We start from the raw sequence: 22,875 nt of genomic DNA on the forward strand, positions 1-22,875 counted from the left end.
ACAAAACCGTCCTGGTTCCGGATGCTGGAGCCTAAGGCGATCGATAGAGTAGCGCTTCCTGACCTTGGATTGTTTTCGTCATGTCTCGTCACGATAGCGCGTACCGTAGCCTGTTTTCTCATTCGGCAATGATGGCCGAGTTGCTGCAGGGAGTTGTGCGCCAGGAGTGGATAGCACAAGTCGATTTCTCCACCCTCGAGCGAGTCAATGGTGAACATGTCGCACGCGGCGGCAAGCGTCGTGTCAGTGATATGGTCTGGCGTGTACGCGGGGCAGGCGATTGGGTTTACGTATATCTGCTGTTGGAGTTCCAATCCCGCAGCGACCCCGCCATGGCGCTACGCATGCTTACTTATCTGGGGTTGTTGTATGAAGAGATCCGGCGCCAGCAAAGGCCGCTGCTCAGCGGCCGCTTGCCGCCAGTGCTGCCCATCGTGTTGTACAACGGTCTGGCGCGCTGGAATGCGGTGCAGCAAGTATCGGAACTGATTGCGCCCGCTGTCGGGCTGGAAACCTACATTCCCGCGTTACGTTACCTGTTGTTGGATGAGGGGGCGCTGCTTGAGGGAGGCAGTCTCCCCGCCGGCAACTTGGCAACGCTATTGTTCCAGCTGGAGCACGCCGCTGACGAAGAGACGATGCGCCAGGCGGTGCAGGCTTTGATCATGCGGCTGCAAGGGACGGGGTTGGATGAGTTGGAACGTGCGTTTACCGCGTGGCTGGTGGAGATCCTTCTGCCGGAGCGGGCGCCGGGTGTTAGCATTCCTAGAGTAGGCAACCTGCAGGAGTTCAACGCCGTGATGACCGCAGAGAAAATCGATTGGAGCCTGCGCTGGAAGCAAGTGGGCCGGGAAGAAGGGCTTCAGGAGGGGCATGATCGTGGCCTGCACCAAGGCAAGGCACAGTTGTTGCAGCAATTGCTTATCCGGCGCTTCGGTCCGCTACCAGATGTCGTACGCCGGCGCCTTGCGGAAGCATCCGATGGCGAGCTGGAAACCTGGGCGTTGAACGTGCTGGATGCCCCCAGCCTTGAGGCCGTGTTCAGGCAATCATGAACTGACAGCAGACTGGGTGTTAGGGACTTCCTTACCTCGTCAGATACCAGGCCAGTGTCTTCCGTATCGCGCCGTCGAAGTCCTCGGCGGGCTCCCATCCCAGCTCCTCCCGCATCTTCCCCGCGTCGATCGCATACCGCCAATCATGCCCCGGCCGGTCCGCCACGAAGCTGATCAGCCGGCGATGCGGCGCGCCCTCGGGATGATGTTCATCCATCAGCGCGCACAGCTTCTCGGCCACCTGGATATTGTTCAGCTCGCAGCCGCCGCCGATGTTGTAGGTCTCGCCCGTGAGTCCGTCCCGCAGCACCCGGTCTATGCCCCGGCAATGATCATCCACGTACAGCCAGTCGCGCGAATTGCCGCCGGTGCCGAACACCGGTATGGGCTCGCCCGCCAGGCAGCAGCGGATGATGGTGGGAATGAACTTCTCGTCGTGCTGATAGGGGCCGTAGTTGTTCGAGCAATGCGTCGTCACTACCGGCAGCCCATAAGTGCGGTGATAGGCCCGCACCAGGTGGTCCGAGGCCGCCTTGCTGGCGGAGTAGGGCGAGTTCGGCGCGTAGGGCGAAGACTCGGTGAACGGCGCGTCGTCCGGCCCCAGCGAACCGTAGACCTCGTCCGTGGAAATGTGATGGAAACGCCGCCCCCGCGCGGAACGGCCCTCGGCCAGCCAGGCCTGCCGCGCCGCCTCCAGCAGCACGAAGGTCCCGTCCACGTTGGTCCGCACGAAATCGCCCGGCCCGCTGATGGACCGGTCCACGTGCGTCTCGGCGGCGAAGTGGACGATGGTATCGACGTCGTGATCGCGCAGCAGCCGATCGACCAGCGCCGCGTCGCAGATGTCGCCATGGACGAAGACATGGCGGCCGCTGGCATCGAAGCGCGGAAGGATGCCGGGATCCGCCGCGTAGGTCATCAGGTCGAGATTGACCACCCGCACGCCGGGATCGCCGGCCAGCAGACAGGCCACGAAGTTCGAGCCGATGAAGCCGGCGCCGCCCGTGACCAGGACATGCCGGGGAACATGATTCATGCCGCGTCCTTCCATGCGGACAATACCTCTCGCAATCCTGTGCGCCAGTCGGCCGGTTCCAGTCCCAGGACCTCACGGCCCCGCGTGCCGTCCAGCACCGAATGGCGTGGCCGCCGGGCCGGCGTCGCGTAGTCGCCGCTGTCGATGGCCCCGACCTCGGGTGTCGAATCCAGCAGACCCAATTCGTGCGCCTCGGCCAGGATGGCCTGGGCGAAGCCGTGCCACGTTGTCGCCGGGCCGCCTGGGTAGTGATAGGTGCCCCACGGCAGCTCTTCGCCGCCCTGGATGCGCGTGGCCAACTGCAACAAAGCCCCGGCAATGGCGCCCGCGTGCGTGGGCGTGCCCGTCTGGTCGGCCACCACGCGCAGCGGCCGGCCTTCGCCCGCCAGCCGCAGCATCGTACGGACGAAATTGTCGCCCTGCGCGCCGAACACCCACGATACCCGCAGCGTCAGATGGCGGGTCAGCGACGCGCGCAACAGCCGTTCCCCCTCCCACTTGCTGCGGCCGTACGCATTCAGCGGCCGGGGCTCGTCATCCTCGACGTAGGGAGCGCCTTTGGCCCCATCGAACACATAACAGGTCGACAGATGCAGCAGCGCAGCCCCCCGAGCCGCGCAAGCCCGGGCCAGATGGCCCACCCCTTCCCGGTTCACCGCCAGGGCGAGCGCAGGTTCACGCTCCGCCTTGTCCACCGCCGTATGGGCGGCTGCGTTGATGACGATCTGGGGGCGATGCCCGGCCATGATGCGGTCGGTCGCGGTGGGATCGGTCAGGTCCCACTGCCCGTGATCCAGCCCCACGACCCCAAGGGCCGCTCCTCGGGACACCAGTTCGCGCCCCAACTGTCCGCCTGCTCCCGCCACCAGGATGCTCATGGCGTGCCTGCATGGACCGGCAAACGGTCGCGCGGCAGCTCCGCCAGCAATGGCTGCGCTTCGTCCTTGGCCGACAGCGCGTAGGGCCCGACGTCGGGCCATGCAATGTCCAGCGCGGGATCGTTCCAGCGCACGCCGGTTTCGGCGGCTGGGTCGTAATAGGCCGTGCACTTGTAGACGACCTCGGCCTCGTCCGACAGCACGCAGAAACCGTGTGCGAAGCCCGGAGGAATCCAGACCTGCCGGTGGGTATCGCCATCGATCTCCGTGCCCACCCAGGCCCCGAAACGCGGCGACCCCAAGCGCACGTCCACCGCCACGTCGAAAATCCGACCCCGCGCCACCCGCAGCAGCTTGCCCTGCGCGCCCGGCCACTGGAAATGGAGCCCGCGCAGCACACCGCGCCGCGACAGCGATTGATTCTCCTGCACGAACTCCGCCTGGATGCCCGCCTGCTCCAGCCAGCTCGCCCGGAACGTTTCCACGAAATACCCGCGCGCATCGCGCCGCACCTCGGGTGCGAACACCAGCACTTCCGGCAGGCGGGTCTCCAGCACGTCCACGATTACCCCTTTTGCCGGCGGGCGATCAGCCCGGTACCTGATACTGCTGGCAGGCCACCTGCACCAGCTTGTGGTCCTCCAGGCGCGCGGCCGTCAATTGCCCGCCCCAGACACAGCCCGTGTCCAGCGACAGCAGGCCCGGACGCTCCAGCAGCCCCAGCGTCGACCAATGCCCGAATACCACCGTGACCGACTCCGTGGCCCGGCCCGGCACGTCGAACCAGGGCATGAACCCGTCTGGCGCATGTTTGGCATTGGCCTTGGCCGCGAACTCCATCGTGCCGTCCGCCGCGCAGAAACGCATCCGCGTCAACGCATTCACGATCACCCGCAGCCGATCCGCGCCTTGCAGCCCGTCATCCCAGGCCGCCGGCTGATTGCCATACATCTGCGCCAGGAAATCCCGCCAGTGGGGCCCGCGCAGCGTTGCCTCCACCTCGCCGGCCAGCGCCAGCGTCTGAGCCGCCGTCCAGGCGGGCAGTACGCCCGCGTGAACCATCAGATGTCCCAACTGAAAATGCGCCAACGGCCGATGCCGCAGCCAGGCCAATATGTCGGCGGCATCCGGCGCATCCAGGACTTCCTGGATCGTGTCCGACTTGCCCACCTTGTGCAGCCCGGCCGCCACCGCCAGCAGATGCAAGTCATGATTGCCCAGCACCGCCACCGCCCGTTCGCCCAGCGACATCACCTTGCGCACCGTCGCCAGCGAGGCTGGCCCCCGGTTCACCAGATCACCCGCGAACCAGAACCGCGCATCGGCATCGCCCGCGATCTCCGGCCGCGCAAGCAGCGACTCCAGCGGTGCACAGCACCCCTGCAAGTCGCCGATCATCCAGATACTCATGTCGTCGCACCCGCCGCCTGACGCCACCGGGCGCGCAGCAGATTGCCGTACTCCATCCCCAGCATCGCCAGCAGCGCGGCACCCAGCGCCAGCGCATTCGGCGCCACCGCCGTCACCCAGGCCGGCCATCGATTCAGCATGCCCACGTTCAGCGACAACTGATTCAACATGAAAAAGCCCACGCCCAGCAGGATGCCCAGGAAGATCTTCACCCCGACCCCGCCCCGCCGCGTCTGCATGAACCCTATGGGCGCGGCGATAGTGATCATCGCCAGAAGCGTGAACGGATAGATCAGTTTTCGCCAAATAGCAACGATCTGCCGGTCGGACGTCAGGTGATTCTTGTTCAGATACCCCACATAGTCCAGCAGATCCGTGAACGACATCCGCTCCGGCGTCAGCACCCTGGCCAGCAACAGTTCCGGCGTCAACGTCGTCGGCACCACACGCTCGGCTTCATGCGTGACCACCACCGGGGCTTCGGTGGCCCGCGCTCCCGCGTGCAGCGCGGACTCCAGCGTGGGGGAAACCGTCGTGATCGCCACGTCATGCAGACGCAGCTCATTCGTCCCGAAACTGCCCGTTTTCGCCTGCGTGATCGACGCCAGCTGCCGCGACGACGTGAAGTCGTACAGCGTCACGTCCGTGGCGCTGCCGCCGGCCTGCATCGTGCCCACATTGATGATGCGTTCGCCGTTGGGGGCGTCTTCCTTGAACCAATAGCCGCTGCGCAGCACCCCCGACGACCGCCCGCCCGCGCTGCCCGTGATCGACAACCGCGTTTCGTTCAGCTTGATCTCGGCCGCCGGCGTCAACCACTCGGCCAGCACGATCGCCAGCATCATCACCGGCACCGACACCAGCCACAGCATGCCCAGCAGCCGCATCCCGCTGACCCCGGATACCCGCAGGATCACCAACTCGTGCCGCTGCGCCAGCCCCGCCAGCGCCAGGATCGCCCCGATCAGCAGCCCGATGGGCAGGATGTCGTAGATCCGCGTCGGCAGCGCCAGCAGTTCCAGGAACAGCAGGTGGTACAGCTTGAAGCCGCCACGACCCACCTGGTCCAGATCGTCCACCAGGGCGAAGAACGAGAACAACCCCACCAGCGCCATCAGGACGACGGAAGAGGAACGATAGATTTCTGTGGCCAGGTAGCGGCGGGCGGTGTTCACGGCGTATAGGGAAACGGGCAGGCCGTTAGTGTAAAGGATGGCCGCGGGGGAAGGCCGGCCCCGCCGCGGCTTACTTCACCTCGAAACCGTGATATTTCTTGCCCAGAGCGACCGTGGCTTCGAACAACCCCGTCTTGCTGCCGCAGTCGTAACGCTTGCCGTCGTAGCGATGCGCAAACACCTTGCGCTTGGCCTGCATCAGCGCCGCGATCCCGTCCGTCAACTGGATCTCGCCGCCCGCACCCTTGCCCAACGTACGCAAGTGATCGAATATCTCGCCTTCCAGAACATAGCGGCCCACCACCGCCAGTGTGGACGGAGCGTCCTCCGGAGCGGGTTTTTCAACCATGTTGAACACCTGGGCGGTTTGCCCCGAAGCGTCCCGCGTGTCGACGATCCCGTACTTCGACGTATCCTGCCGGTCCACGTCCTGCACACCCAACACGCTGCCGCCGTTCGCCAAGGCGGCATCGACAAGCTGCTTTGTAACAGGCACGTCGGCATCGATCAGATCGTCGGCCAGCAGTACCGCGAACGGCTCCTTGCCCACCACCGGCTCGGCGCACAGCACAGCGTGGCCCAGCCCCAGCGGAGCAGGCTGCCTAATATAGATACAGTTCACCGATGGCGGGATGATGTTCTTCACCGTGCGCAGCAGCTCGATCTTGTGCTTGGCCACCAGTTCGGCCTCCAGCTCGGGAATCGTGTCGAAGTGATCCTCGATTGCCCGCTTGTTGCGGCCGGTGATGAAGACCATAGTAGAGATCCCTGCCGCTACCGCTTCTTCGACGGCGTACTGGATCAGGGGCTTGTCGATGACGGGCAGCATCTCCTTCGGCATGGCTTTTGTTGCAGGAAGGAAACGCGTGCCCAGGCCGGCGACAGGAAAGACGGCGGTACGGATAGGTTTCATAGAAGCGACTCGAGAAAGGGTGAGAATGCTGTGTTGCTAGGCATGTTACTCGACTTGCTTCTCGTTCCGGGGGGCTGCTGGCTGGAGTTGAGCAAATGGAAAAAGGAAAAAGCGACTGTTACCTTTGATCAGATTCTGGTTACGGGGGCTATCATATCGAGACGACGTGACGCATAGATGCTGGCCATGAAGCCTTCCATCGCGGAGGATCGCAAATTTGTTATAGAAATTAAGGGCGATATGGGGGGACTAGGTTTCATGGTATGTTTGCTCGCCTTTCTCTCTTCCAGGGACCTAAGGGTTAACCCTTAGTCCCCTGGACAACTCTTTCCTGATGCCTATCGTGCGTAAAAGCGGCTTGATTCGATTGGATTTGTCCACCTATAAGCGTGCCGCACGGTCCATTGCAGCCTGTCTGCTAGGTGCTGCTGGTGTCCTAGTGACTAGTAATAGTTGGGCACAAAATGCGGCCATGATTGAAGCAGGCAACCAAGAACTGAGAGATGATATTCAGTGGCTGGTTGATCGAGGAATTATTGGGTACGTATCTACTTCCACGTGGCCAATCCCGGTATCGGTGTTAGAGAGTGCTTTGGAAGCTCGCAAGAAGACGGGACTAAATAGAGCTGATGTGCATGCGATCTTGGCCGTGCGTCGCTATCTAGATGATCAAAGGCAATTCAAATTTGGCCTTACCGGGCAAATCAACACTGACTCTTTGCCACAGCTAGGATTTGCCGCGCAGAGTCGGGGGGCAGCCACAGGAGGTGTTTATCTTCAAGGTGGAGGAGACACTTACGCCGGTAAGCTGCAGCTAAACGGATTGCTGGATCCGTTTACCGGTAAACAATCGAAGGCTAATTTGGAGGGCAGCTATTTGTCTGCTCAATTTTTAGGGCAGGCGTTATATGTTGGCCAGCTAGCGCATTATTGGGGGCCCGGAGTAGATGGAAGTCTAAATTGGGGGAACGCCGGAACGGCTATTCCCGGTGTTGGATTGCAGCGATCGAGGCAGACAGCGCCTCAGAGTAAATGGTTTTCTTGGATTGGCCCCTGGGGTTATGATTTATTCTTGGGCCAATTGCAACACGATACGGCAGTTCCTCGTGCTCGAGTGATCAATATGCGAGTGTTCGCCCGCCCTTTTGACGGGCTTGAGCTTGGAGCTTCCCGTTTTATCGAGTGGGGAGGAAGCGGGCGTGATAACGGATGGGGCTCTTTTTGGAACGCCTTAAAGGGAAATTCGAATGAACAAGGCCCCCGTCGAGATCCCAGCAACGAATTGTCCGGAGTTGATTTCCGCTACACCTTTAAGTTGAGGGGAAATCCTCTCACTTTGTACGGGCAGCTTGCAGGTGAGGACGAGGCGGGGGGGATGCCTTCCCACTATTTGGCCCAAGGGGGAGTGCAGTATAAACATACGGTTGGCGCAACTCGTGTCCAATGGTATGCGGAAGGTGCTGATACAACCGCTAGCCGAATTTTTGGGTTACGGGATGGCATGCTGGGGATAGCATATAGTCACAGTACTTATCAGAATGGGCTATATCACGATGGATTACCCATTGCGCATCCCATCGGAGGAAGCGGCCGAATGCTGTCGGCTGGTGTCACATTGATACCGGACGATTTCCGCTATTTCTCAAGATACAGCGTTCGCATTTTGCAGGCTGAAGTCAATGAGGCTAACCAAGCAATTAATCAGGTATTTCCGAAGAACGCACGTTGGTACGGAGGGGAGTTGGCATATAGCTGGCGTCTTCGACCTGCAACTTTTCGGGCAGGCCTTTCCATACTGCGTCGATCTGCTGGAAGCATTGAGAACGGATTTAGCTTAATGTTTTCAATGAACATTCCATTAGGGAAAGGGGAAAGATCTCTTTAACTGACTTCACTGTGAAGCAAGTAGATCCTATTCGAATTTTATTATGCTTTTTACTCACAGCTCTCCTGTTTTGCTCGTATTGTGTACTGGCAACGTTTGTCGCAGTCCAATGGCAGAAACGTTGTTTGCCCGCCGTGTAGATGAGCTGAAATTGGACGCGATTGTTATGTCTAGAGGGCTAGCGGCGCCGGTTGGACGTCGGCCTCATCCACATGCAGTAGCTGTTGCTCAGGCTAAAGGAATTCCGCTAAATGAAGAGAAACGGGCGGCAGCAGTCACAAGTGCTGATATGGCAATGGCAACGGCGGTGTTCGTGATGGATGCAGGGCACAGACGCGAAGTACAGCAGCGCTTCCCCACCGCCACAGGTAAGACCTTTCTTTTAGGACAATGGTCGGGCCAAGAAATCGCGGACCCCATTAACGAACCGTTGTCCGCATTTGAACTCGCCTGGGATCAATGTGATAGCGGTGCGAGAGAATGGCTAAGGCGGTTGCATGAAGCCGGCATGCTCCGTGTCGTCGCGTAGAGCTTGCCTATTTGCCAATTAAAGGAGTTGCTGATTTTATGAAACCCTATGCTTTACTCTCAACTGTTCCCGTAAAGGTGGGGGGCAGCTTGGTTGGTTTGGCATCTCTAGTGGGATGTTCGCTGGTGCCTGGCCAATATTTAGGCGTTACTGCAAAAATAAACGAAACCGATCGAGCTTATGTCTATGACGCAACCGGGACAGAGTCGGTGGAAGAGCGAGCCGATATTTTTTCGATTAACCCTGACGTGATCGCACGGCAAGCTCACGAAAAAGAAATTGCTGCAGAAAAAATAAACAAAATCCGGGCTGAAGTTTCGAGCCATCAAAAAGGCTCATATGTTTATACCGTTGCGCCTCAAGATGTTCTGCGTATTACTGTCTGGAACCATCCAGAATTAAATAATCCCTCCGGTGTGCTGAATGATCTTCAAGGTCGGATAGTAAATAACGATGGTAATTTTTTCTATCCATATGCAGGACAAGTTAAGGCTGCTGGGCGGACCGTACAAGAAATCCGACATGATTTGACGAAAAAACTGTCGGCGGTGCTCGTCGAACCGCAAGTGGATGTATCGGTGCTGAATTATCGTGGCAAACGCGCCTTTGTAATGGGGCAAGTTGGGAAACCAGGTGTGGTTCCTATTACAGACGTGCCTCTTACAATTACCGATCTAATTACTCAAGCGGAAGGACTGAAGCCAGAAGCTGATTTGAAATCAGCTGTGCTTATGCGAAAGGGCGAAAAAGTCCCGGTCGACTTGTATGCGTTGTATTATGAGGGAGATATTTCCCAAAATAAACAGCTTGAGCCTGGTGATATCCTGACTATTTCGGAAAACCGATATAATAAGATATTTGTGCTGGGAGAAGTAGGGAAACCTCAGTCACTTGTAATGCCAAGGGGGCGTCTCAGTTTAGCAGAAGCGGTTTCTGATGCTGGGGGGTTTAACCCATTAAGCGCCAATGCTGGTCAACTTTACGTAATACGTTGGGGGGAAAACGGTCGCCCGCAGATTTGGCATTTGGATGCTGCCGCGCCGGACGCATTGGTCTTGGCCGATCGTTTTGATCTACAGTCTCGGGATATTGTATACGTCGATCCTGCTGGAGTAGCAAGGTTCGGCCGTGTTGTGAACAATATTATTCCAACGGCGACGGTGATCCGGGCGTCAGTCCAAAACTAACACGGATTTGAAATGAAGGAAACTAATTTCGCCGCATTAAATGATGCTGAACTCGTGCCGGCAGATCAAATCAATTTGGCAGATGTCATCGATACGCTCTTGCAGCATATATGGATTATATGTGTCTTTGCCTTTGCTGCTATCGTTATCGGGGTGGCATATGCTGTGCTTGCCACTCCTATTTATCAAGCCGATGCGCTGGTTCAGGTGGAAGATAAGAAATCCAGCGCATTGTTAGGAGGTCTGGAAAATATAGCTGACGCACTTGGAGCAAATTCAAGTCCGGTAAGCGGCGAAGTTGAAATCTTACGCTCGCGCGAAGTTATCGTAAAGGCGATTGTTGCCACGCATGCGGATGTTTCTGTAGAACCAAAGTATTTTCCTCTTTTTGGAAGGTGGTGGAGCCGTCATCATTCAGAAGAGGGGGCGCCAGTAGATCCTCTCTTCGGACTGACGAGTTATGCTTGGGGGGGGGAGAGGCTCGTTATTAACAGCTTTTCGATTCCTGAGTCAAGGTATGGACAAGATTTCATCTTTCGGGTAACTGATAAAGGTTATCAAATAGAGGACCAAGATGGAGTCAAAGTTGCTGCTGGGAGTGCCGGTGAAATTGTTTCTTTTCCTCTAGACGGAAAAGCGTCGACTGTATCTGTTAAAACACTAATCGGTCGACCTGGTACCGAGTTCGTCGTATCTCGTCGCTCGACAGTTGATGTTTATAGGGATGTCTTGCAGGGGCTGAGCGTTGCGGAAGTCGGCAAGCAAAGTAGTGTTATTAGAGTTAGCTACACAGATCCCGATGTTGACTTTGCTCGAGGGCTTGTGAATGCAATTGCCCGTGCCTATTTGACTCAGAATGTCGAACGTCGCAGCGCTGAAGCAGATCAAAGCCTGAAATTTTTAGAAGAACAGCTGCCACAAATTAAGCAAAGTGTTATACGCGCGGAAGACGCACTCAATGCCTTTCGTACAAAAACTAATACGGTTAGTGTTGAGAAGGCTACGGACAGTTTATTGCAACAAGCGGTAGAAACTGAAAAAGAACGGATGCAACTGCAACTCAAGAGGGATGAGCTGCGGCAACGCTATCGTCCCGAGCATCCGGAATTAAAGGCGATTGAGTCTCAACTAGCAGCGATTAATAGAGAAAGTGGAACTATTAACGATCAAGTAAATCGCTTGCCTGCTGCTCAACGCGATCTATTGCGGTTGCAGCGTGATGCCGAAGTGGGTAATGAGTTGTATGTCGCATTGTTGAATAATGCTCAGCAATTACGAGTAGCAAAGGCGGGTACGGTTGGTAATGTTCGAATAATAGATTTCGCAGTTCGCGACACGTTACCCGTGGCTCCTAGAAAGGCCTTAATTGTCGGTGTTGCGGCTTTGTTTGGGCTGATGCTGGGAATAGCCGCAGCATTTGTTGTTCGAATGCTGCGACCCACTGTAAGGGAAGTGTCAGAAGTGGAGCGTGCGACAGGTTTGGTGTCGTTTGCGAGTATTCCTGAAAGCATTTCTCAAGAAAAACTGGATTCAAGTAAACGAGATCGAAAAGGGCGAGATGCAATCGTCTCCGGTCGTAGTCAACTGTTAGCTGTCATGCAACCTGACGATCCCGCTATTGAAAGCTTGCGCTCTCTCCGTACTGGGCTATCATTCGCTACGCTTGGGGCGGAGAATAAAAGTATTGTGATTACCGGACCTACATCAGCGCTGGGAAAGAGCTTCGTGTCAGCGAACCTCAGCGCATTGCTGGCGTCGGCGGGCAAGAGAGTTCTCTTGATCGAAACTGATATGCGTCGTCCCCAACTCGGGACGTATTTTGGATATGAATTGCGTGCGGGTCTATCTAATTTGCTCGCGGGACAGAAGCGTCTTGACGATGTTTTGATAACAAACGCCGCTTCAATTGATGGATTGGATGTGCTGCCCTCTGGTCAAATTCCACCGAACCCCGGCGAGTTACTCCTAACAGAGGCTTTTGCACAATTGCTATCAAATGTTCAGCCGCTATATGATCACATTCTGCTCGATTCAGCGCCGATTCTCCCCGTCGGAGATACTTTGGCTGTGGCGAGCCAAGCTTCCACTGTTCTAATGGTGGTTCGATCAGAAGTGAGCACTCTGGGTGAAGTGCGAGATGCTGTTCGGAAATTAGAAACCACTGGTACCCGTGTTAAGGGTGTTATATTTAACGGAATAAAACGCCGTCGAGTTGGGTATGGCTATGCATATAGATATTATTATGGTTACGGTAACAAGGCCTAGCCAGGGACTGATTCGTTAAGTTTAGATAGTAAGCGTGTTTCCCACAAATCTGGCAGATTAAGTAAGTTCGTGTAAAAACCGGCTCCGGCGGACAGTCTAGACCAACCTTCGGTCTCACCGCCGGCTGGCCGTCGGTTGGAAAAGGCCTTCGCGTTTAAAACTAACGGAAAAGTAAAGTATTGTTGTTTCCTAATGTATTTGGAAATTTTAGCTGAGTCATTATCGATGCTCGGTGATAGCTATGTTCTTCCGAAGCTGCGGATGTTGCTATCGTGCATAATTAACTCGAATTCCTATATCAACAGCTTCTTGCTTAAGGTAGCGAGTTCTCCGTTGATATATGTTAGCGCTGCTATCTGGACCTTATTTGTAGTCTCGTCGCTAGGCTACAAAAGTGCGCGCTAGCTCTGCCGTTCTCGGCTCAGATCCACCATGGAAGCTATCGTTGAAATTTTGATTCGGCCGTTGGGATTGTTGAATTCAATCCCTTAGGTGGCGGATCTTAATCTGGTGGCAGGCGATAGACGCTTTCCTGATGAATTCCGAGCCGATGTATTGACCCAGTGAAATCCTGCTCACGTCATAATCGAGGAAGTTGACGATGAGCATGAAGATGGAAGAGGACATCAAGCGCTGGACAGCCAAGCGCAAGAGCGCGCTGGTGCTGGACATCATTCAGGGCAAGACCACCGTGACCGAGGCGAGCCGGCAGTACGATCTGTCGCCGTCGGAGGTCGAACAGTGGGTCGATGACGGCAAGCGGGGCATGGAGAACGCCCTGAGAGCCAACCCGTAGGACGTGCGCGAACAGTACGAACGCCAGCTCAAGGACCTGCAAGAAGCCTATGGCGAGGCGATGCTGGAGCTGCGCGCCAGAAAAAAATTGCAGTCCCTGCTGGGCGAGGACGAGAAGTGATCGAGACGATCCGCCAGGGACTGCAAGCCGACGGCATCACCGTCTCGATCTCCAAGCTGTGCCGCTGGTTCGGCGTGCCGCGCCGCACGGTGTACTACAAGCCGGTGAAGTCCGCGCCCAAGGTTGATCCCAAGTTCGCCGTGCCGATCAAGGCGATGATCGAGGAATCGCCGTCGTTCGGGTACCGGACGGTGGCGCACCTGCTGGGGTTCAACAAGAACACCGTGCAACGCGTGTTCCAACTGATGGGCTGGCAGGTTCGCAAGCGGCCCATAGGCTTCAGGCCCCGCATCCAGGCGCTGCCATCGGTGGCAACGATGCCCAACGAACGCTGGTCCACGGATCTGTGCCGGGTATGGGCTGGACGGGACGGCTGGGCAACGCTGGCGCTGGTGATCGACTGTCACACACGTGAGTTGCTTGGCTGGCACCTGTCGCGAAGCGGTAGGGCCTGCACGGCGGGTGCTGCACTGGAACACGCTCTGATCGCTCGCTTCGGAACGCTGGGGCGCGTGCCGATGCTGTTTCTGCTGCGCTCGGACAATGGCTTGGTTTTTACCTCTCGCAGCTACACCGCCCTCGTGCGCAGCTACGGCTTGCGCCAGGAGTTCATCACGCCGCACTGCCCTCAGCAGAACGGCATGATCGAACGGGTGATCCGCACGCTCAAGGAACAGTGCGTGCATCGGCACCGCTTCGAGACGATCCAACACGCCAGCCGCGTGATCGGCGATTGGATACGCTTCTACAACGGCCGACGCCCGCACCAGGCGCTTGGCATGAAGACCCCGGCTGAGGCATTTGCATTAGCCGCTTAACCTGAGCAGGTTCTGCTGGGTCAATACACCGACTCGGTGTTGGTGCCACTGGGTCCGCTGCGGGAGGGGAGTAACGGTGCCACCATGTCCCCGCACAGGACACCGCGATATCTATGCATCGGCGACGCTGGCTAGGGTTAGGCGCTTTATGTGTCCCAAAGGGGGCTACGCCGCCGATAATGAAGGCCCGTATCCCGCGATTAGCTGCTAATCATGATTGTGCTCAGCGGTATACGTTTACTAAATGCAGCCAAGCCTGACTGTGTTTGCTGGCAGTTTGGTCAGCGATCTCGTGTTGCCAGGTCCCTTGGATCGAGACCTACGCCGACGCCACGAAATTGCGCGCTATACACTGTAGCGGAACGCTAGCCATACGTGACGGACTGTGGATCTGCCTGGACAATTCCTGATTCCGAGGCTTCGGCTTGTACTAGCTATCCTTCGGCTGGCCTTGCTACTCTTCTTTCTCTAGCCTGCGTAGCCGTCGAGCTTCCGTTGGCTCCATTTGTTGGCTTTGACGCGCGCCGTTTGTAGTAAGCCGCCGAGTTTCGAGAGGCAGCTCTAGCGTTAGGCTTCGGTCTTCCTAATGTTGGCTATGCCCCGATTGCAGAACTCGATGGTCTGTCTTTGCTTTTTATCATGTTTGCCATTCCCCTGCTCAAGGATCTTGATAACTTAACGTTAGTGATATGGATGAAGAGCTGGCTAGAACTTAAAGCTTGCCTCACTTTTGTTGATTGGAAACTTTTCATACCGCGTTCAAGTCTATGTAATGCTGTTGGATAACTAACAGTTCGGGTTTTCTTGGCCAGTGAGTTCATTACGGTGAGTCTATGGATACGAAGAATATGAAGCGGCGCAGTTTTCTTTCCCGATTCACCGCCGCGATCTCTGCGGCTGGCGGCGTTGTGGCCGAGAGCTCTGCACAAGACAGGCCACCTCTTCAAGAGGGTTTAAGCTACGAAAACTCGGGGACTCTCAAGCGAAACGGTGTTGGGGCAATCACTCGGAGTGTGCAAAGTAGACTTTTGGATCTCCCAGCTACCCCGGAGGATTATTCAGGGAGAGATGTAGATGAAATCGACAATACAGCTGCATTAAATGAATTATATGGTGCAAATCCAACCGCAGTCTATTACCCAGGAAAAATCTACCGGGTGAAGGGCAATTTCCCCCGACCCAATATTCCGCATAGCGGACCTGGGGCATGGAATGTGGACGGGCAAGTAGTTTACGTGGATACCGCAGAAACCCACGGCCCCGCGACTGTATATGTTGACGAGTCCATCGGCGACGATGCGAAAAATCACGGTCTTTCGGCTCGCTACCCTTTTGCTACGCTACAACGCGCTTTCGATAGCCTGCCAGCGATAATTCGGCACCAGCAGACCATAGTTCTTGCTGAGGGCGTCTATAATAAATCAAGCCGTTCCGCAGAGTCTATGCCTCGTCCCTCTATTTTTTATCCGCAAGGAAAGGTGACTAGTGCTCGAACTGCTCAAAAAGGAGATTCCTTGATAGGAATGGTTGTGATAAGAGGGCAGGGAGTAGCAAAAACGTTTATTGAGCCAAACCCATCGGCGGGATATGTCTACGGGCCATATATCTCTGCGGGGACCGAAATCGCGCTGGAAGACCTGACAGTGAGATCATCAGAAAAAAATAATGTGGGAGTGCTTCTTACATCACACCGCAATGCATATGTTCATATTAGGCGGGTAGTCATTGATTCGAGCTCGTTACAAATGGGCGTAGTTTGCGAAGCTGGCGGGTTTGTTGAAGCGATTGACTGTAGCTTTAGTGGCGCGACAAGCTACGACCTTATTGTTTACGCAGGTAGCGGGGTTTCAATCGCAGCTGTACAGAGTGAAAGCAATGTCGGGAAAGCTCTCGTCGCAGGCAACTGCGATTTAGCTACCGGAGCTAAATTAACGGGCACCACCTTGGTTGCATCCACAGGAAAGCTAAATTTAACGGGTAGAGAAACCAAACGAGTTGGTGTTCTAGGAGACTTACTTGTCGACCCGGGGGGTACGATTAATGGCGCCTACGTGGACATAGCCGGAAATATCGTTAGCCGCGGCGGCGAGATTCGATTATCCGCTAGTGCCTGGTCAAAAACGATTACTATGTTCGGCGGAGTGATTAGGCTCGACGGAGCGAAGTCTTATCTAGCTCCAGCAAACCGCTCTGAAGTGAGTCGTCCATTGGTTCTGCGCAACGGAGCGGAATTGATATATGAGCCCACATTACAATTAAAAAATAACGAAGGACTTCCGAAGGGAATAGATTACGGAATACAGCGCGTTGTACCTGATGGCGATGGCTACAGTATTCCTCTCTTCCTACAGGGGCGAACTACTGTGCTGGCGGTGGGCATGTCAGGCGCCAAAACTGGTGCAGCAAAATGCACGCTTGGTAAAGTTCAGAATCTAGCCCCAGAAATACAACCTCCAGAAGGAGCTATTCTATATCTAACGCCCCTGGCTTTCGGAATTGCCGGCATTGAGCTTGTTAATGGCGAATCGGCAAGTATTCCTAGCGGGTCGGTAAAAATAGGAGGGCAGGAAGGAGAGTGTGCTGGGGCGACTTTTGTTTACTCTGCTTCAGCTTCTCGATGGATGTTAATTGGCCTCGGTCCAAAAAATTAAACTGAGGTTGGTTTCCATTGCGGGATGATAACCATATCTAATTTCCCGTCCGCTTCAGTACCTTTAAGAGGGTAAGGGCGAGTGTTTTGATATAGATAACGAAACTTGGCTTGTCAAGCCAAAGTAACTCCAGCTCCGTGCGTCTTTCAAGAGTTGCAGTGTCTGATTTGAGCTGTGCAAGTCCTGTGATGCCTGGTCTGAGTTGGTGCCGTCGTTGCCAATACTCTGGAGAATAATCAACTTCTTGCACAGGTGTATCCGGCCTGACTCCGACTAATGACATAGTGCCTTGCAAAACATTCAATAATTGAGGCATTTCATCGAGATGAGAGGCCCGTAGAAGCTTTCCCATCTTTGTAATTCTGGGGTCGTTGTCACGAGTTGTCTTGAAGTGTGCTCGAGCTGCGAGCATTTCTTCTCTTGTAAGCGTTGTGACTGCGCCTTGATAAGTTTGAGGCTCCATACGCATCGAGCGAAATTTATAAATTTTAAATATCTTGGCGCATTTTCCTACTCTTGCTTGACGGAAAAAAATAGGGCCATGGTCTTCAAACCAAATGAAGAGGCCAATGATCACCATGGGGATAAAAAGAACGACTAAGCCGAGTAAGGATAATAAAATATCGGCGAAGCGAATTAAAATCTTGTCTATCATCGGTCTAAAAAAGAAGAGGCTAACTAAGTTGCGCACTCGAATGCTCGATATTCCGTAGAATTCGCGCAGGAATGCCTCCAACTACAGAATATGGGGGTACATCCTTAGTGACTACACTTGCCGCTGCAATAACCGCATGGTGCCCTATTTTGGTTCCAGCCAAAACGATAGCATTGGCACCTATCCAAACATTGCTAGCAATGGAGATGCCGGCCCTATCTTGATCATGACCTTGTTCTGAGATAAGAGTACCTATTTTATCAAAGTTATGATTTGAGCTTATTAGATGGACTCCGCTGCCAATTAGGACGTCATCGCCAATGTCTATAGGTGCAAAAGATGCGGCCATTAACATTGTATTCGGTCTTATTGTAACGTTTCTGCCGATGCTAATATGGTTAGTGTTGACTAGATAAGCATATGGGCGAATTTCGCTGCCATTCCCAAATGCCTTTAACTTCGCTTGTGCTAATTTTTTTCCAAGACTGGGAAAATAAAGCTTCCAATGAGTCAAAGGAACATCAGGGCCGATGCGATTGCAAGAATGCCAATATCTCAGTCTCTTTGTGAAAGAAGCAATTGTGTCAAAGAAAAACATATGCGTTTCTCGAAGGTCATGATATTACATCAATTTTTTAAAAAGCTACCAAGCGCTGAGACCTCCATCAATAACAATATTCTGACCAGTAATGTAGCGGGAGGCGTCCGATGCCAAAAAAATCAGTGCTCCGACCATTTCTGCCGGCTGCGCCATCCTACCTAATGGAATTCGAGCGCTATACCGATCCTCGAAAATTTTATTCTGGCCGCTAGAAACACCACCCGGTGTAAGTGTATTAACTCTCACGCCCTCCTTTCCCCAGTACGTGGCAAGATATTTTGTTAATCCGACAATCCCTGCCTTCGATGCACTATAAACTGGCGGGGTGTTAATAGGGCGTCCGTTGTAGCTAGATCCTTCGTAAATTCTCTGATCTGGACCCATAATTCCATAGATCGATGCTGTTTGAATGATGGAGCCTGAGCCCCGAGCTGCCATTCTCGTTCCGAACTCACGTGCTACGAAGAACGCTGCGTCCAAATTTACACTCATGATCTCTCGCCATGTCTCTGGGGAAAATTGAGCCACTGGGCTAAAGAATTCATCTAAATTGCTACCCTTCGTAGCAGCGTTGTTGTGAAGAATATCTACAGGGCCGAGTTCAGTCTCAATTTCGTCTGCGAGAATAGAAAGGCCTTCTATATTTGAAATATCACGCTCGTAGCCGCGCACATTGACTGAAAACTGAGAGCTAAGCCAGGTAGCCATCTCAATAACATCTTTGCTTTGGTCAACCAGAGCAATATCAGCTCCATGATCTGCCAGCGCTGCGCAAAACCAACGTCCCAATATCCCTGTCGCTCCAGTAACTACGGCAATTTTGTTGCGAAGAATAAAGGAGTTTCTGCTCCAATTCGCTTGTATGGAGGGAATCATTTTTAATCCTTCGGTAGTCGCTTTCTCATCAGCATTTCGACAATCTCAAAATCAAGTTCCGAATCTATATCTATAGAGCGATGCTCCGGCATCTCATAAATGGTTGTGTCTTCGTAGAAAACTTGAGGCTTCATCATGAAAGCATCACGTTTCCAAACATATATGGAAGCATTCATATCAAAACATGCTGGTGCATCCTGCCTACGTAGGATAGATTGAGGAAGTCGCTTTGATAGTATGACGTGACCGGAAGGGGATTTTTCGACAAGATTAAAATATGGCGAACGTCTAGCTCTAGCCCCGGTGATCACGTTTGTGACCCTACTTTTCTCCAAAAGCTGAACGGCCTCAATAATATCTGTAGTGAGACGCAGTGGTGAAGTAACGTCCAAATCAATAATTAAATCAGCGGTCTTGCCTAGGAAGCCCTCGCTTTGCTCTACGCAATGCCGAATGGCTGGCAACTTGCCCGCAGTGTCGCTAGCTAACTCAACTGGTCGTTGGACACAGTAATCTGCCCCGTTCTGCCGAGCGACGTCCAAAACGAGAGGAGAATCACTGCTTACCGCGATAAGATCAAAAAGTTGTGATTTCCTTGCTTGCTCAATTGTCCATGCAATTAAGGGCTTTCCGCAAATACTTCGAATATTCTTGCCTGGGACGCCTTTTGAGCCTCCACGAGCACAAATGGTACATATTCTAGTGGTCATTTTTTACCCAAACTCCTTGTGTCGCAGCCTGTTCGATAGCTGCGATCAACCTATTTACGCTGACTGCTTCTTCAACACTGCAGACGGTACTCATGTCATTCGCAAGCATTGCTCGGTGCATTTGCTCATATGTGTAGTCTCTGTCGACTTGCATGGAATGAACGTCGAATGAATCCATTAGTTCACAAGAAATAAAATCCGCTTTTAGTGTGGAGCGCTCTGTGGTCGCTACTATTTCCCGGCGAGGAGGTTGATCTAAGTAATTTAGCCGTACAACAACCTCTGCCCCGGACTCAAGTTCTATTAGAATAGACCAAGACTCATCTGCTGTGATATTAAGCGCCCCGTAGTTTCCCCCAAGTGCAGTTAAGCGCTTCCAAGGGCCAGCAATCCAACTCAAATAATCTAGCTCGTGGCTCAGATCTCGCAATACTCCGCCTCCGTTCTTGACGCTCGCCGAGTAAGTGGAGCGATAATCTCGATCCGCACGCCACGTCGATAGCAGTTGACCGCAGGCTATCGAGAGACTGATCAACCGGTCCGAAAGGAGTTTCTCGCGCATTGCTGCCAAGAGCGGATGAAAGCGGAGATTGTAGGCTACTGCAAGGGCGGAAAATTCATTTTGGGGAATGGCTATCGGATGAGCCGACAGAGGTTTTTCTACGAGTACCTTTCCCCTGAAATTGAGACTGGCTAAGGTTTCTATTGATTCAATGTGAGATGCTGTGGCGTTTGAAATGATCACGTAAGAAGGTGCGTGCTCGTCAAGCGCTTGTTGAATGTTTTTGTATGCTCTCGGAGCCTCAATGTTTCGCGCAGAAACTACTCCGACACTGCAGGATAGGCTATCTAATACGCGAGAATGTCGCTGGCCGATGGAGCCGTAGCCCCAAACTAAGACATGTTCCATGGTTTCCACAGGGTCCGTAAACTCTATCTCGTACCAATCTCATAAATGAGATCTACAATGGCTTGCGTAGCGGTTCCCGGTTCTGGCATATCCCCACTCCGAAGAGGGGAGCTATAGGCCTTCGCTTTTAGTATTGCTATGGCTTCTTTTATGGACGACGCGGCCTTCGCTAAGCCATATTGAGGATAGATGGCTTCCTTGGCAAAGCCTACGCATATTACAGGTAATCCATAAAGAGCCGCCTGTAGTCCCATTGTGCTCAGTTCGACACATACAATATCAGAGATCACAAGAGCGTCGCGGGGAGAAAGCCCGGGGTCAAGAAAACCTTTCTCAGCCCCCGTTGGCAGGCCGTAGGGAGCATTAGGATGGGGGCGAAGCATATAAGAGAAGCTCGGCTGGTCAGCACACAGTTCTTCGAATGCAGCCGAGACTTGAGATGGAGATAGCAGCTGTTTCGAATAAAGGGGAGTTGACGTTACCGCTGGGGATGGCCAAAGAATAAGTTTGCTGTTTTTGCCGATCTCCAGCTGTGTACGAAGTTTCGCACGCTTTTCCTGATCCTCGGGGAGCGGACTCAAGGAGTCGAACGCTGGATTTCCTGTAATATGGATTTCTGTTCCACGCAATCCGGCGTTGTAAAGATCGTCTGCGACCTGCCTATTTAGTACAGTCAGGTGTTCAGCATAGCCCCCCTCAAGAATCCATTCTCGCTCGTTTAGCAAAAAAAGATCAGAAACCGCAATTGAAGGAATGCCTAATTTCCTAGCGGCCTTTAAGAGCGCGTGTTCGAAACGAGGGCTGGTAGTAGTAACTACGCAATCTGGAGCGGTTCGAGTAAGGAATTCCTCCATTGCACGTACCGGCTTGAAGGCCTTCCTGCCATGGCTGTCCAAAAGTTTTCTTGCTTCTGGAAATCCATGCTCACGGATGAGATCAAAAAAACCAATTTTAAAATATGCTTCGGTTTCTCGTGGGAGAATATTGGGGTGTTGCTGATCTTTTAAAAATGAACTCAAATATGGAATTATGCCGGAGTAAACCTCGGTGTCGGGATTTTCCATGCAAAGAATCGAATTTGGGTTCAAGCCGCTCTTGGTAAAGAAATCTCGTGCTGTAGTGAAACCCACAAGATAGGGCTCGGCCCCGCGGGCAATTAAAGCATGAGTAAGCGCAGCTATAATTTGCGCATGCCCACCACCGTACGATGCCAATAGTGGTTTAAATGGTTTCTTAATTCCTGCAGTGTGCATACAGTTCCGCTACCATTAGTATGCGTTGCATTTGAGCAAAATCTCAGGTTGCAATGATATATGATCTAGAGCAGCGAGAAGGCGGGCGTCGGCGGTCCCATCCCCGTACACGTTCTTCTGTTCCGGCGAGGAGTGAAGAGCATGAATTATCGCGGCGTTAATGGCACTCACGTTGACGTCAGAACAGTCAAAAGTATTAGCCAAGTTCCGCTGCCGATTGTTTTGCCTATTGCCCACATTTACAAAAGGTGTTCCAAAAGTGCCCGATTCGATGATCCCGGAAGAGGTATTGCCTATAAGTAGGTCTACTCCTGCCAGTGTCTTACAGTAATCAGTCCGTGGCAAATGAGCCAATACTCGAACATTAGGTTGAGAGTCTATGCTATCAAGGAGTTTGTCTATTGCTTGACCGCCAGCATCGGAGTTGGGCCTCAAGATGATCTGCGAAAGCCCGTTCATCGTGGATGCCTCGAGTATTGCCTTGATATGCTCCGCTGAATGCTCCGCTTCTTGAACTACCGGGTGGTAAATCACAAGGGCAATTGGCCTATCCTCAGGAAGGTTGAACTGGCTTGCCACAGTCTTTCGGTCACAGTCTCCGGCCAAAGAGGTGATACCCACAAGCCCCGGTGCGCCAATAACATATATATGGCTGGAATTTTCTCCCATCCGTACTAAACGTTCAGCAGACTCGATGGTCGCTGGAAAGTGAAAATGGCTTAACTTGGATATTGCATGGCGAAAACTTTCATCTAGGGTACCGGACCGTTCCCCGCCGTGGATATGGCCAATATGTATTCCGAGATGAACAGCCGCAAGTGCTCCAGCAAGCATTTCACCTCGATCTCCCAGAAGCAAGATCATGTCTGGTCGGTTTTTTTCCCAGCAATGGATAAGCCCTTTCAACTCTGTAGCTAAGGCCAAAGCCATTTCGGCGCCACTAGCCCCGCTTAAATTTACCGGGATTTCAGCAGCAATTTCAAATTTTTCCGCGCGTATTTCGTCAATCGTTGAGCCGTATTTTGAAAGCATGTGTTGCCCGGTCGCAACTATTTGGATGTTATGTCGCTTGCTTTTATTTATTGTGTGAAGGCAAGCAGACATAAGACCAAAATCAGCTCGGCTGCCACTGAGGTAATGAATTAACATGGC

The 22,875-nt window shown here is 53.7% G+C and carries 20 protein-coding genes and 1 pseudogene; 8 read left to right on the forward strand and 13 right to left on the reverse strand.

Annotation, left to right across the window (positions count from 1 at the left end; translation table 11 throughout):
- Nucleotides 1-80 precede the first annotated feature (80 nt).
- Entirely contained in the window at nucleotides 81-1,055 is a 975-nt protein-coding gene (locus EGT29_RS04845; protein ID WP_124687952.1) for an Rpn family recombination-promoting nuclease/putative transposase, read from the forward strand.
- Between the two features lie 31 nt (nucleotides 1,056-1,086).
- On the opposite strand, the gene rfbB is transcribed toward EGT29_RS04845, so the two are convergent.
- From rfbB to galU, 6 genes are all read right to left on the reverse strand, one after another.
- Nucleotides 1,087-2,091: a dTDP-glucose 4,6-dehydratase gene (gene rfbB / locus EGT29_RS04850; RefSeq protein WP_124687953.1), complete on the reverse strand. Its 1,005-nt coding sequence runs from the start codon at nucleotides 2,089-2,091 to the stop codon at nucleotides 1,087-1,089.
- Nucleotides 2,088-2,969: a dTDP-4-dehydrorhamnose reductase gene (rfbD, locus tag EGT29_RS04855; protein ID WP_124687954.1), complete on the reverse strand. Its 882-nt coding sequence runs from the start codon at nucleotides 2,967-2,969 to the stop codon at nucleotides 2,088-2,090. The genes rfbB and rfbD overlap by 4 nt, the downstream gene beginning before the upstream one ends.
- Nucleotides 2,966-3,535 (reverse strand): dTDP-4-dehydrorhamnose 3,5-epimerase, encoded by a 570-nt coding sequence (rfbC, locus tag EGT29_RS04860; RefSeq protein WP_124687955.1) that lies wholly within the window; start codon nucleotides 3,533-3,535, stop codon nucleotides 2,966-2,968. Before rfbC ends, rfbD begins: the two co-directional genes overlap by 4 nt.
- A gap of 22 nt (nucleotides 3,536-3,557) precedes the next feature.
- Entirely contained in the window at nucleotides 3,558-4,379 is an 822-nt protein-coding gene (locus EGT29_RS04865) for a symmetrical bis(5'-nucleosyl)-tetraphosphatase (protein ID WP_124687956.1), read from the reverse strand.
- A complete protein-coding gene (lptG, locus tag EGT29_RS04870; RefSeq protein ID WP_124687957.1) occupies nucleotides 4,376-5,554 on the reverse strand; it encodes an LPS export ABC transporter permease LptG in 1,179 nt (392 codons plus the stop codon). Before lptG ends, EGT29_RS04865 begins: the two co-directional genes overlap by 4 nt.
- A 70-nt stretch (nucleotides 5,555-5,624) precedes the next feature.
- Nucleotides 5,625-6,467 carry a UTP--glucose-1-phosphate uridylyltransferase GalU gene (gene galU / locus EGT29_RS04875; RefSeq protein WP_124687958.1) on the reverse strand — a complete coding sequence of 281 codons (843 nt, stop codon included), beginning with the start codon at nucleotides 6,465-6,467 and terminating at the stop codon, nucleotides 5,625-5,627.
- Nucleotides 6,468-6,801: 334 nt separating this feature from the next.
- On the opposite strand from galU, the gene EGT29_RS04880 reads away from it, so the two are divergent.
- The 7 genes and pseudogenes from EGT29_RS04880 (at nucleotide 6,802) to EGT29_RS04910 (ending at nucleotide 16,718) form a co-directional block, all read left to right on the forward strand.
- Entirely contained in the window at nucleotides 6,802-8,352 is a 1,551-nt protein-coding gene (locus EGT29_RS04880) for a capsule assembly Wzi family protein (protein ID WP_124687959.1), read from the forward strand.
- Between the two features lie 43 nt (nucleotides 8,353-8,395).
- Nucleotides 8,396-8,881: a low molecular weight protein-tyrosine-phosphatase gene (locus EGT29_RS04885; protein WP_124687960.1), complete on the forward strand. Its 486-nt coding sequence runs from the start codon at nucleotides 8,396-8,398 to the stop codon at nucleotides 8,879-8,881.
- Between the two features lie 38 nt (nucleotides 8,882-8,919).
- Nucleotides 8,920-10,068: a polysaccharide biosynthesis/export family protein gene (locus tag EGT29_RS04890; protein WP_124687961.1), complete on the forward strand. Its 1,149-nt coding sequence runs from the start codon at nucleotides 8,920-8,922 to the stop codon at nucleotides 10,066-10,068.
- 12 nt (nucleotides 10,069-10,080) lie between these two features.
- Nucleotides 10,081-12,333, forward strand: coding sequence for a polysaccharide biosynthesis tyrosine autokinase (locus EGT29_RS04895; protein WP_124687962.1), 2,253 nt, complete (start codon nucleotides 10,081-10,083; stop codon nucleotides 12,331-12,333).
- 601 nt (nucleotides 12,334-12,934) lie between these two features.
- A pseudogene (locus EGT29_RS04900) lies at nucleotides 12,935-13,249 on the forward strand (DUF1153 domain-containing protein).
- The gene (locus tag EGT29_RS04905) at nucleotides 13,246-14,067 is read left to right on the forward strand and encodes an IS3 family transposase (RefSeq protein ID WP_124687963.1); all 822 of its coding nucleotides are present in this window, start codon (nucleotides 13,246-13,248) and stop codon (nucleotides 14,065-14,067) included. The pseudogene EGT29_RS04900 and the gene EGT29_RS04905 overlap by 4 nt, the downstream one beginning before the upstream one ends.
- A gap of 833 nt (nucleotides 14,068-14,900) precedes the next feature.
- On the forward strand, nucleotides 14,901-16,718 hold the full coding sequence (locus EGT29_RS04910; RefSeq protein ID WP_124687964.1) for a hypothetical protein: 1,818 nt from the start codon (nucleotides 14,901-14,903) through the stop codon (nucleotides 16,716-16,718).
- 37 nt (nucleotides 16,719-16,755) lie between these two features.
- Here the strand turns inward: EGT29_RS04910 and EGT29_RS04915 are convergent, their stop codons facing one another.
- Genes EGT29_RS04915 through neuC form a run of 7 tightly spaced genes read right to left on the reverse strand, consistent with a single transcriptional unit; the run spans nucleotide 16,756 to nucleotide 22,872 of the window.
- Nucleotides 16,756-17,373, reverse strand: a complete 618-nt coding sequence (locus EGT29_RS04915) for a sugar transferase (RefSeq protein WP_124687965.1) — start codon at nucleotides 17,371-17,373, stop codon at nucleotides 16,756-16,758.
- Nucleotides 17,374-17,392: 19 nt separating this feature from the next.
- Entirely contained in the window at nucleotides 17,393-17,971 is a 579-nt protein-coding gene (locus EGT29_RS28705; RefSeq protein ID WP_124687966.1) for a DapH/DapD/GlmU-related protein, read from the reverse strand.
- A 45-nt stretch (nucleotides 17,972-18,016) separates the two neighbouring features.
- On the reverse strand, nucleotides 18,017-18,850 hold the full coding sequence (locus EGT29_RS04925; RefSeq protein WP_124687967.1) for an SDR family oxidoreductase: 834 nt from the start codon (nucleotides 18,848-18,850) through the stop codon (nucleotides 18,017-18,019).
- 2 nt (nucleotides 18,851-18,852) lie between these two features.
- Nucleotides 18,853-19,560, reverse strand: coding sequence for an acylneuraminate cytidylyltransferase family protein (locus EGT29_RS04930; RefSeq protein ID WP_124687968.1), 708 nt, complete (start codon nucleotides 19,558-19,560; stop codon nucleotides 18,853-18,855).
- On the reverse strand, nucleotides 19,550-20,470 hold the full coding sequence (locus EGT29_RS04935; RefSeq protein ID WP_124687969.1) for a Gfo/Idh/MocA family protein: 921 nt from the start codon (nucleotides 20,468-20,470) through the stop codon (nucleotides 19,550-19,552). Before EGT29_RS04935 ends, EGT29_RS04930 begins: the two co-directional genes overlap by 11 nt.
- A gap of 23 nt (nucleotides 20,471-20,493) precedes the next feature.
- The gene (locus tag EGT29_RS04940; RefSeq protein WP_124687970.1) at nucleotides 20,494-21,723 is read right to left on the reverse strand and encodes a hypothetical protein; all 1,230 of its coding nucleotides are present in this window, start codon (nucleotides 21,721-21,723) and stop codon (nucleotides 20,494-20,496) included.
- A 15-nt stretch (nucleotides 21,724-21,738) separates the two neighbouring features.
- A complete protein-coding gene (neuC, locus tag EGT29_RS04945) occupies nucleotides 21,739-22,872 on the reverse strand; it encodes a UDP-N-acetylglucosamine 2-epimerase (RefSeq protein ID WP_124687971.1) in 1,134 nt (377 codons plus the stop codon).
- Nucleotides 22,873-22,875 lie beyond the last annotated feature (3 nt).

It is taken from the genome of Pigmentiphaga sp. H8, assembly GCF_003854895.1.
Taxonomy (GTDB): Bacteria; Pseudomonadota; Gammaproteobacteria; order Burkholderiales; family Burkholderiaceae_B; genus Pigmentiphaga.

What these genes read in the sequence shown, in the direction of transcription:
- EGT29_RS04845 (WP_124687952.1), top strand. Translation starts at nt 81, where the DNA reads ATGTCTCGTCACGATAGCGCGTACCGTAGCCTGTTTTCTCATTCGGCA.
- EGT29_RS28705 (WP_124687966.1), bottom strand. Translation starts at nt 17,971, where the DNA reads ATGTTTTTCTTTGACACAATTGCTTCTTTCACAAAGAGACTGAGATAT.
- EGT29_RS04880 (WP_124687959.1), top strand. Translation starts at nt 6,802, where the DNA reads ATGCCTATCGTGCGTAAAAGCGGCTTGATTCGATTGGATTTGTCCACC.
- EGT29_RS04925 (WP_124687967.1), bottom strand. Translation starts at nt 18,850, where the DNA reads ATGATTCCCTCCATACAAGCGAATTGGAGCAGAAACTCCTTTATTCTT.
- EGT29_RS04890 (WP_124687961.1), top strand. Translation starts at nt 8,920, where the DNA reads ATGAAACCCTATGCTTTACTCTCAACTGTTCCCGTAAAGGTGGGGGGC.
- rfbD (WP_124687954.1), bottom strand. Translation starts at nt 2,969, where the DNA reads ATGAGCATCCTGGTGGCGGGAGCAGGCGGACAGTTGGGGCGCGAACTG.
- EGT29_RS04895 (WP_124687962.1), top strand. Translation starts at nt 10,081, where the DNA reads ATGAAGGAAACTAATTTCGCCGCATTAAATGATGCTGAACTCGTGCCG.
- EGT29_RS04940 (WP_124687970.1), bottom strand. Translation starts at nt 21,723, where the DNA reads ATGCACACTGCAGGAATTAAGAAACCATTTAAACCACTATTGGCATCG.
- EGT29_RS04910 (WP_124687964.1), top strand. Translation starts at nt 14,901, where the DNA reads ATGGATACGAAGAATATGAAGCGGCGCAGTTTTCTTTCCCGATTCACC.
- EGT29_RS04930 (WP_124687968.1), bottom strand. Translation starts at nt 19,560, where the DNA reads ATGACCACTAGAATATGTACCATTTGTGCTCGTGGAGGCTCAAAAGGC.
- galU (WP_124687958.1), bottom strand. Translation starts at nt 6,467, where the DNA reads ATGAAACCTATCCGTACCGCCGTCTTTCCTGTCGCCGGCCTGGGCACG.
- EGT29_RS04915 (WP_124687965.1), bottom strand. Translation starts at nt 17,373, where the DNA reads ATGATAGACAAGATTTTAATTCGCTTCGCCGATATTTTATTATCCTTA.
- EGT29_RS04865 (WP_124687956.1), bottom strand. Translation starts at nt 4,379, where the DNA reads ATGAGTATCTGGATGATCGGCGACTTGCAGGGGTGCTGTGCACCGCTG.
- EGT29_RS04935 (WP_124687969.1), bottom strand. Translation starts at nt 20,470, where the DNA reads ATGGAACATGTCTTAGTTTGGGGCTACGGCTCCATCGGCCAGCGACAT.
- neuC (WP_124687971.1), bottom strand. Translation starts at nt 22,872, where the DNA reads ATGTTAATTCATTACCTCAGTGGCAGCCGAGCTGATTTTGGTCTTATG.
- rfbB (WP_124687953.1), bottom strand. Translation starts at nt 2,091, where the DNA reads ATGAATCATGTTCCCCGGCATGTCCTGGTCACGGGCGGCGCCGGCTTC.
- EGT29_RS04885 (WP_124687960.1), top strand. Translation starts at nt 8,396, where the DNA reads ATGCTTTTTACTCACAGCTCTCCTGTTTTGCTCGTATTGTGTACTGGC.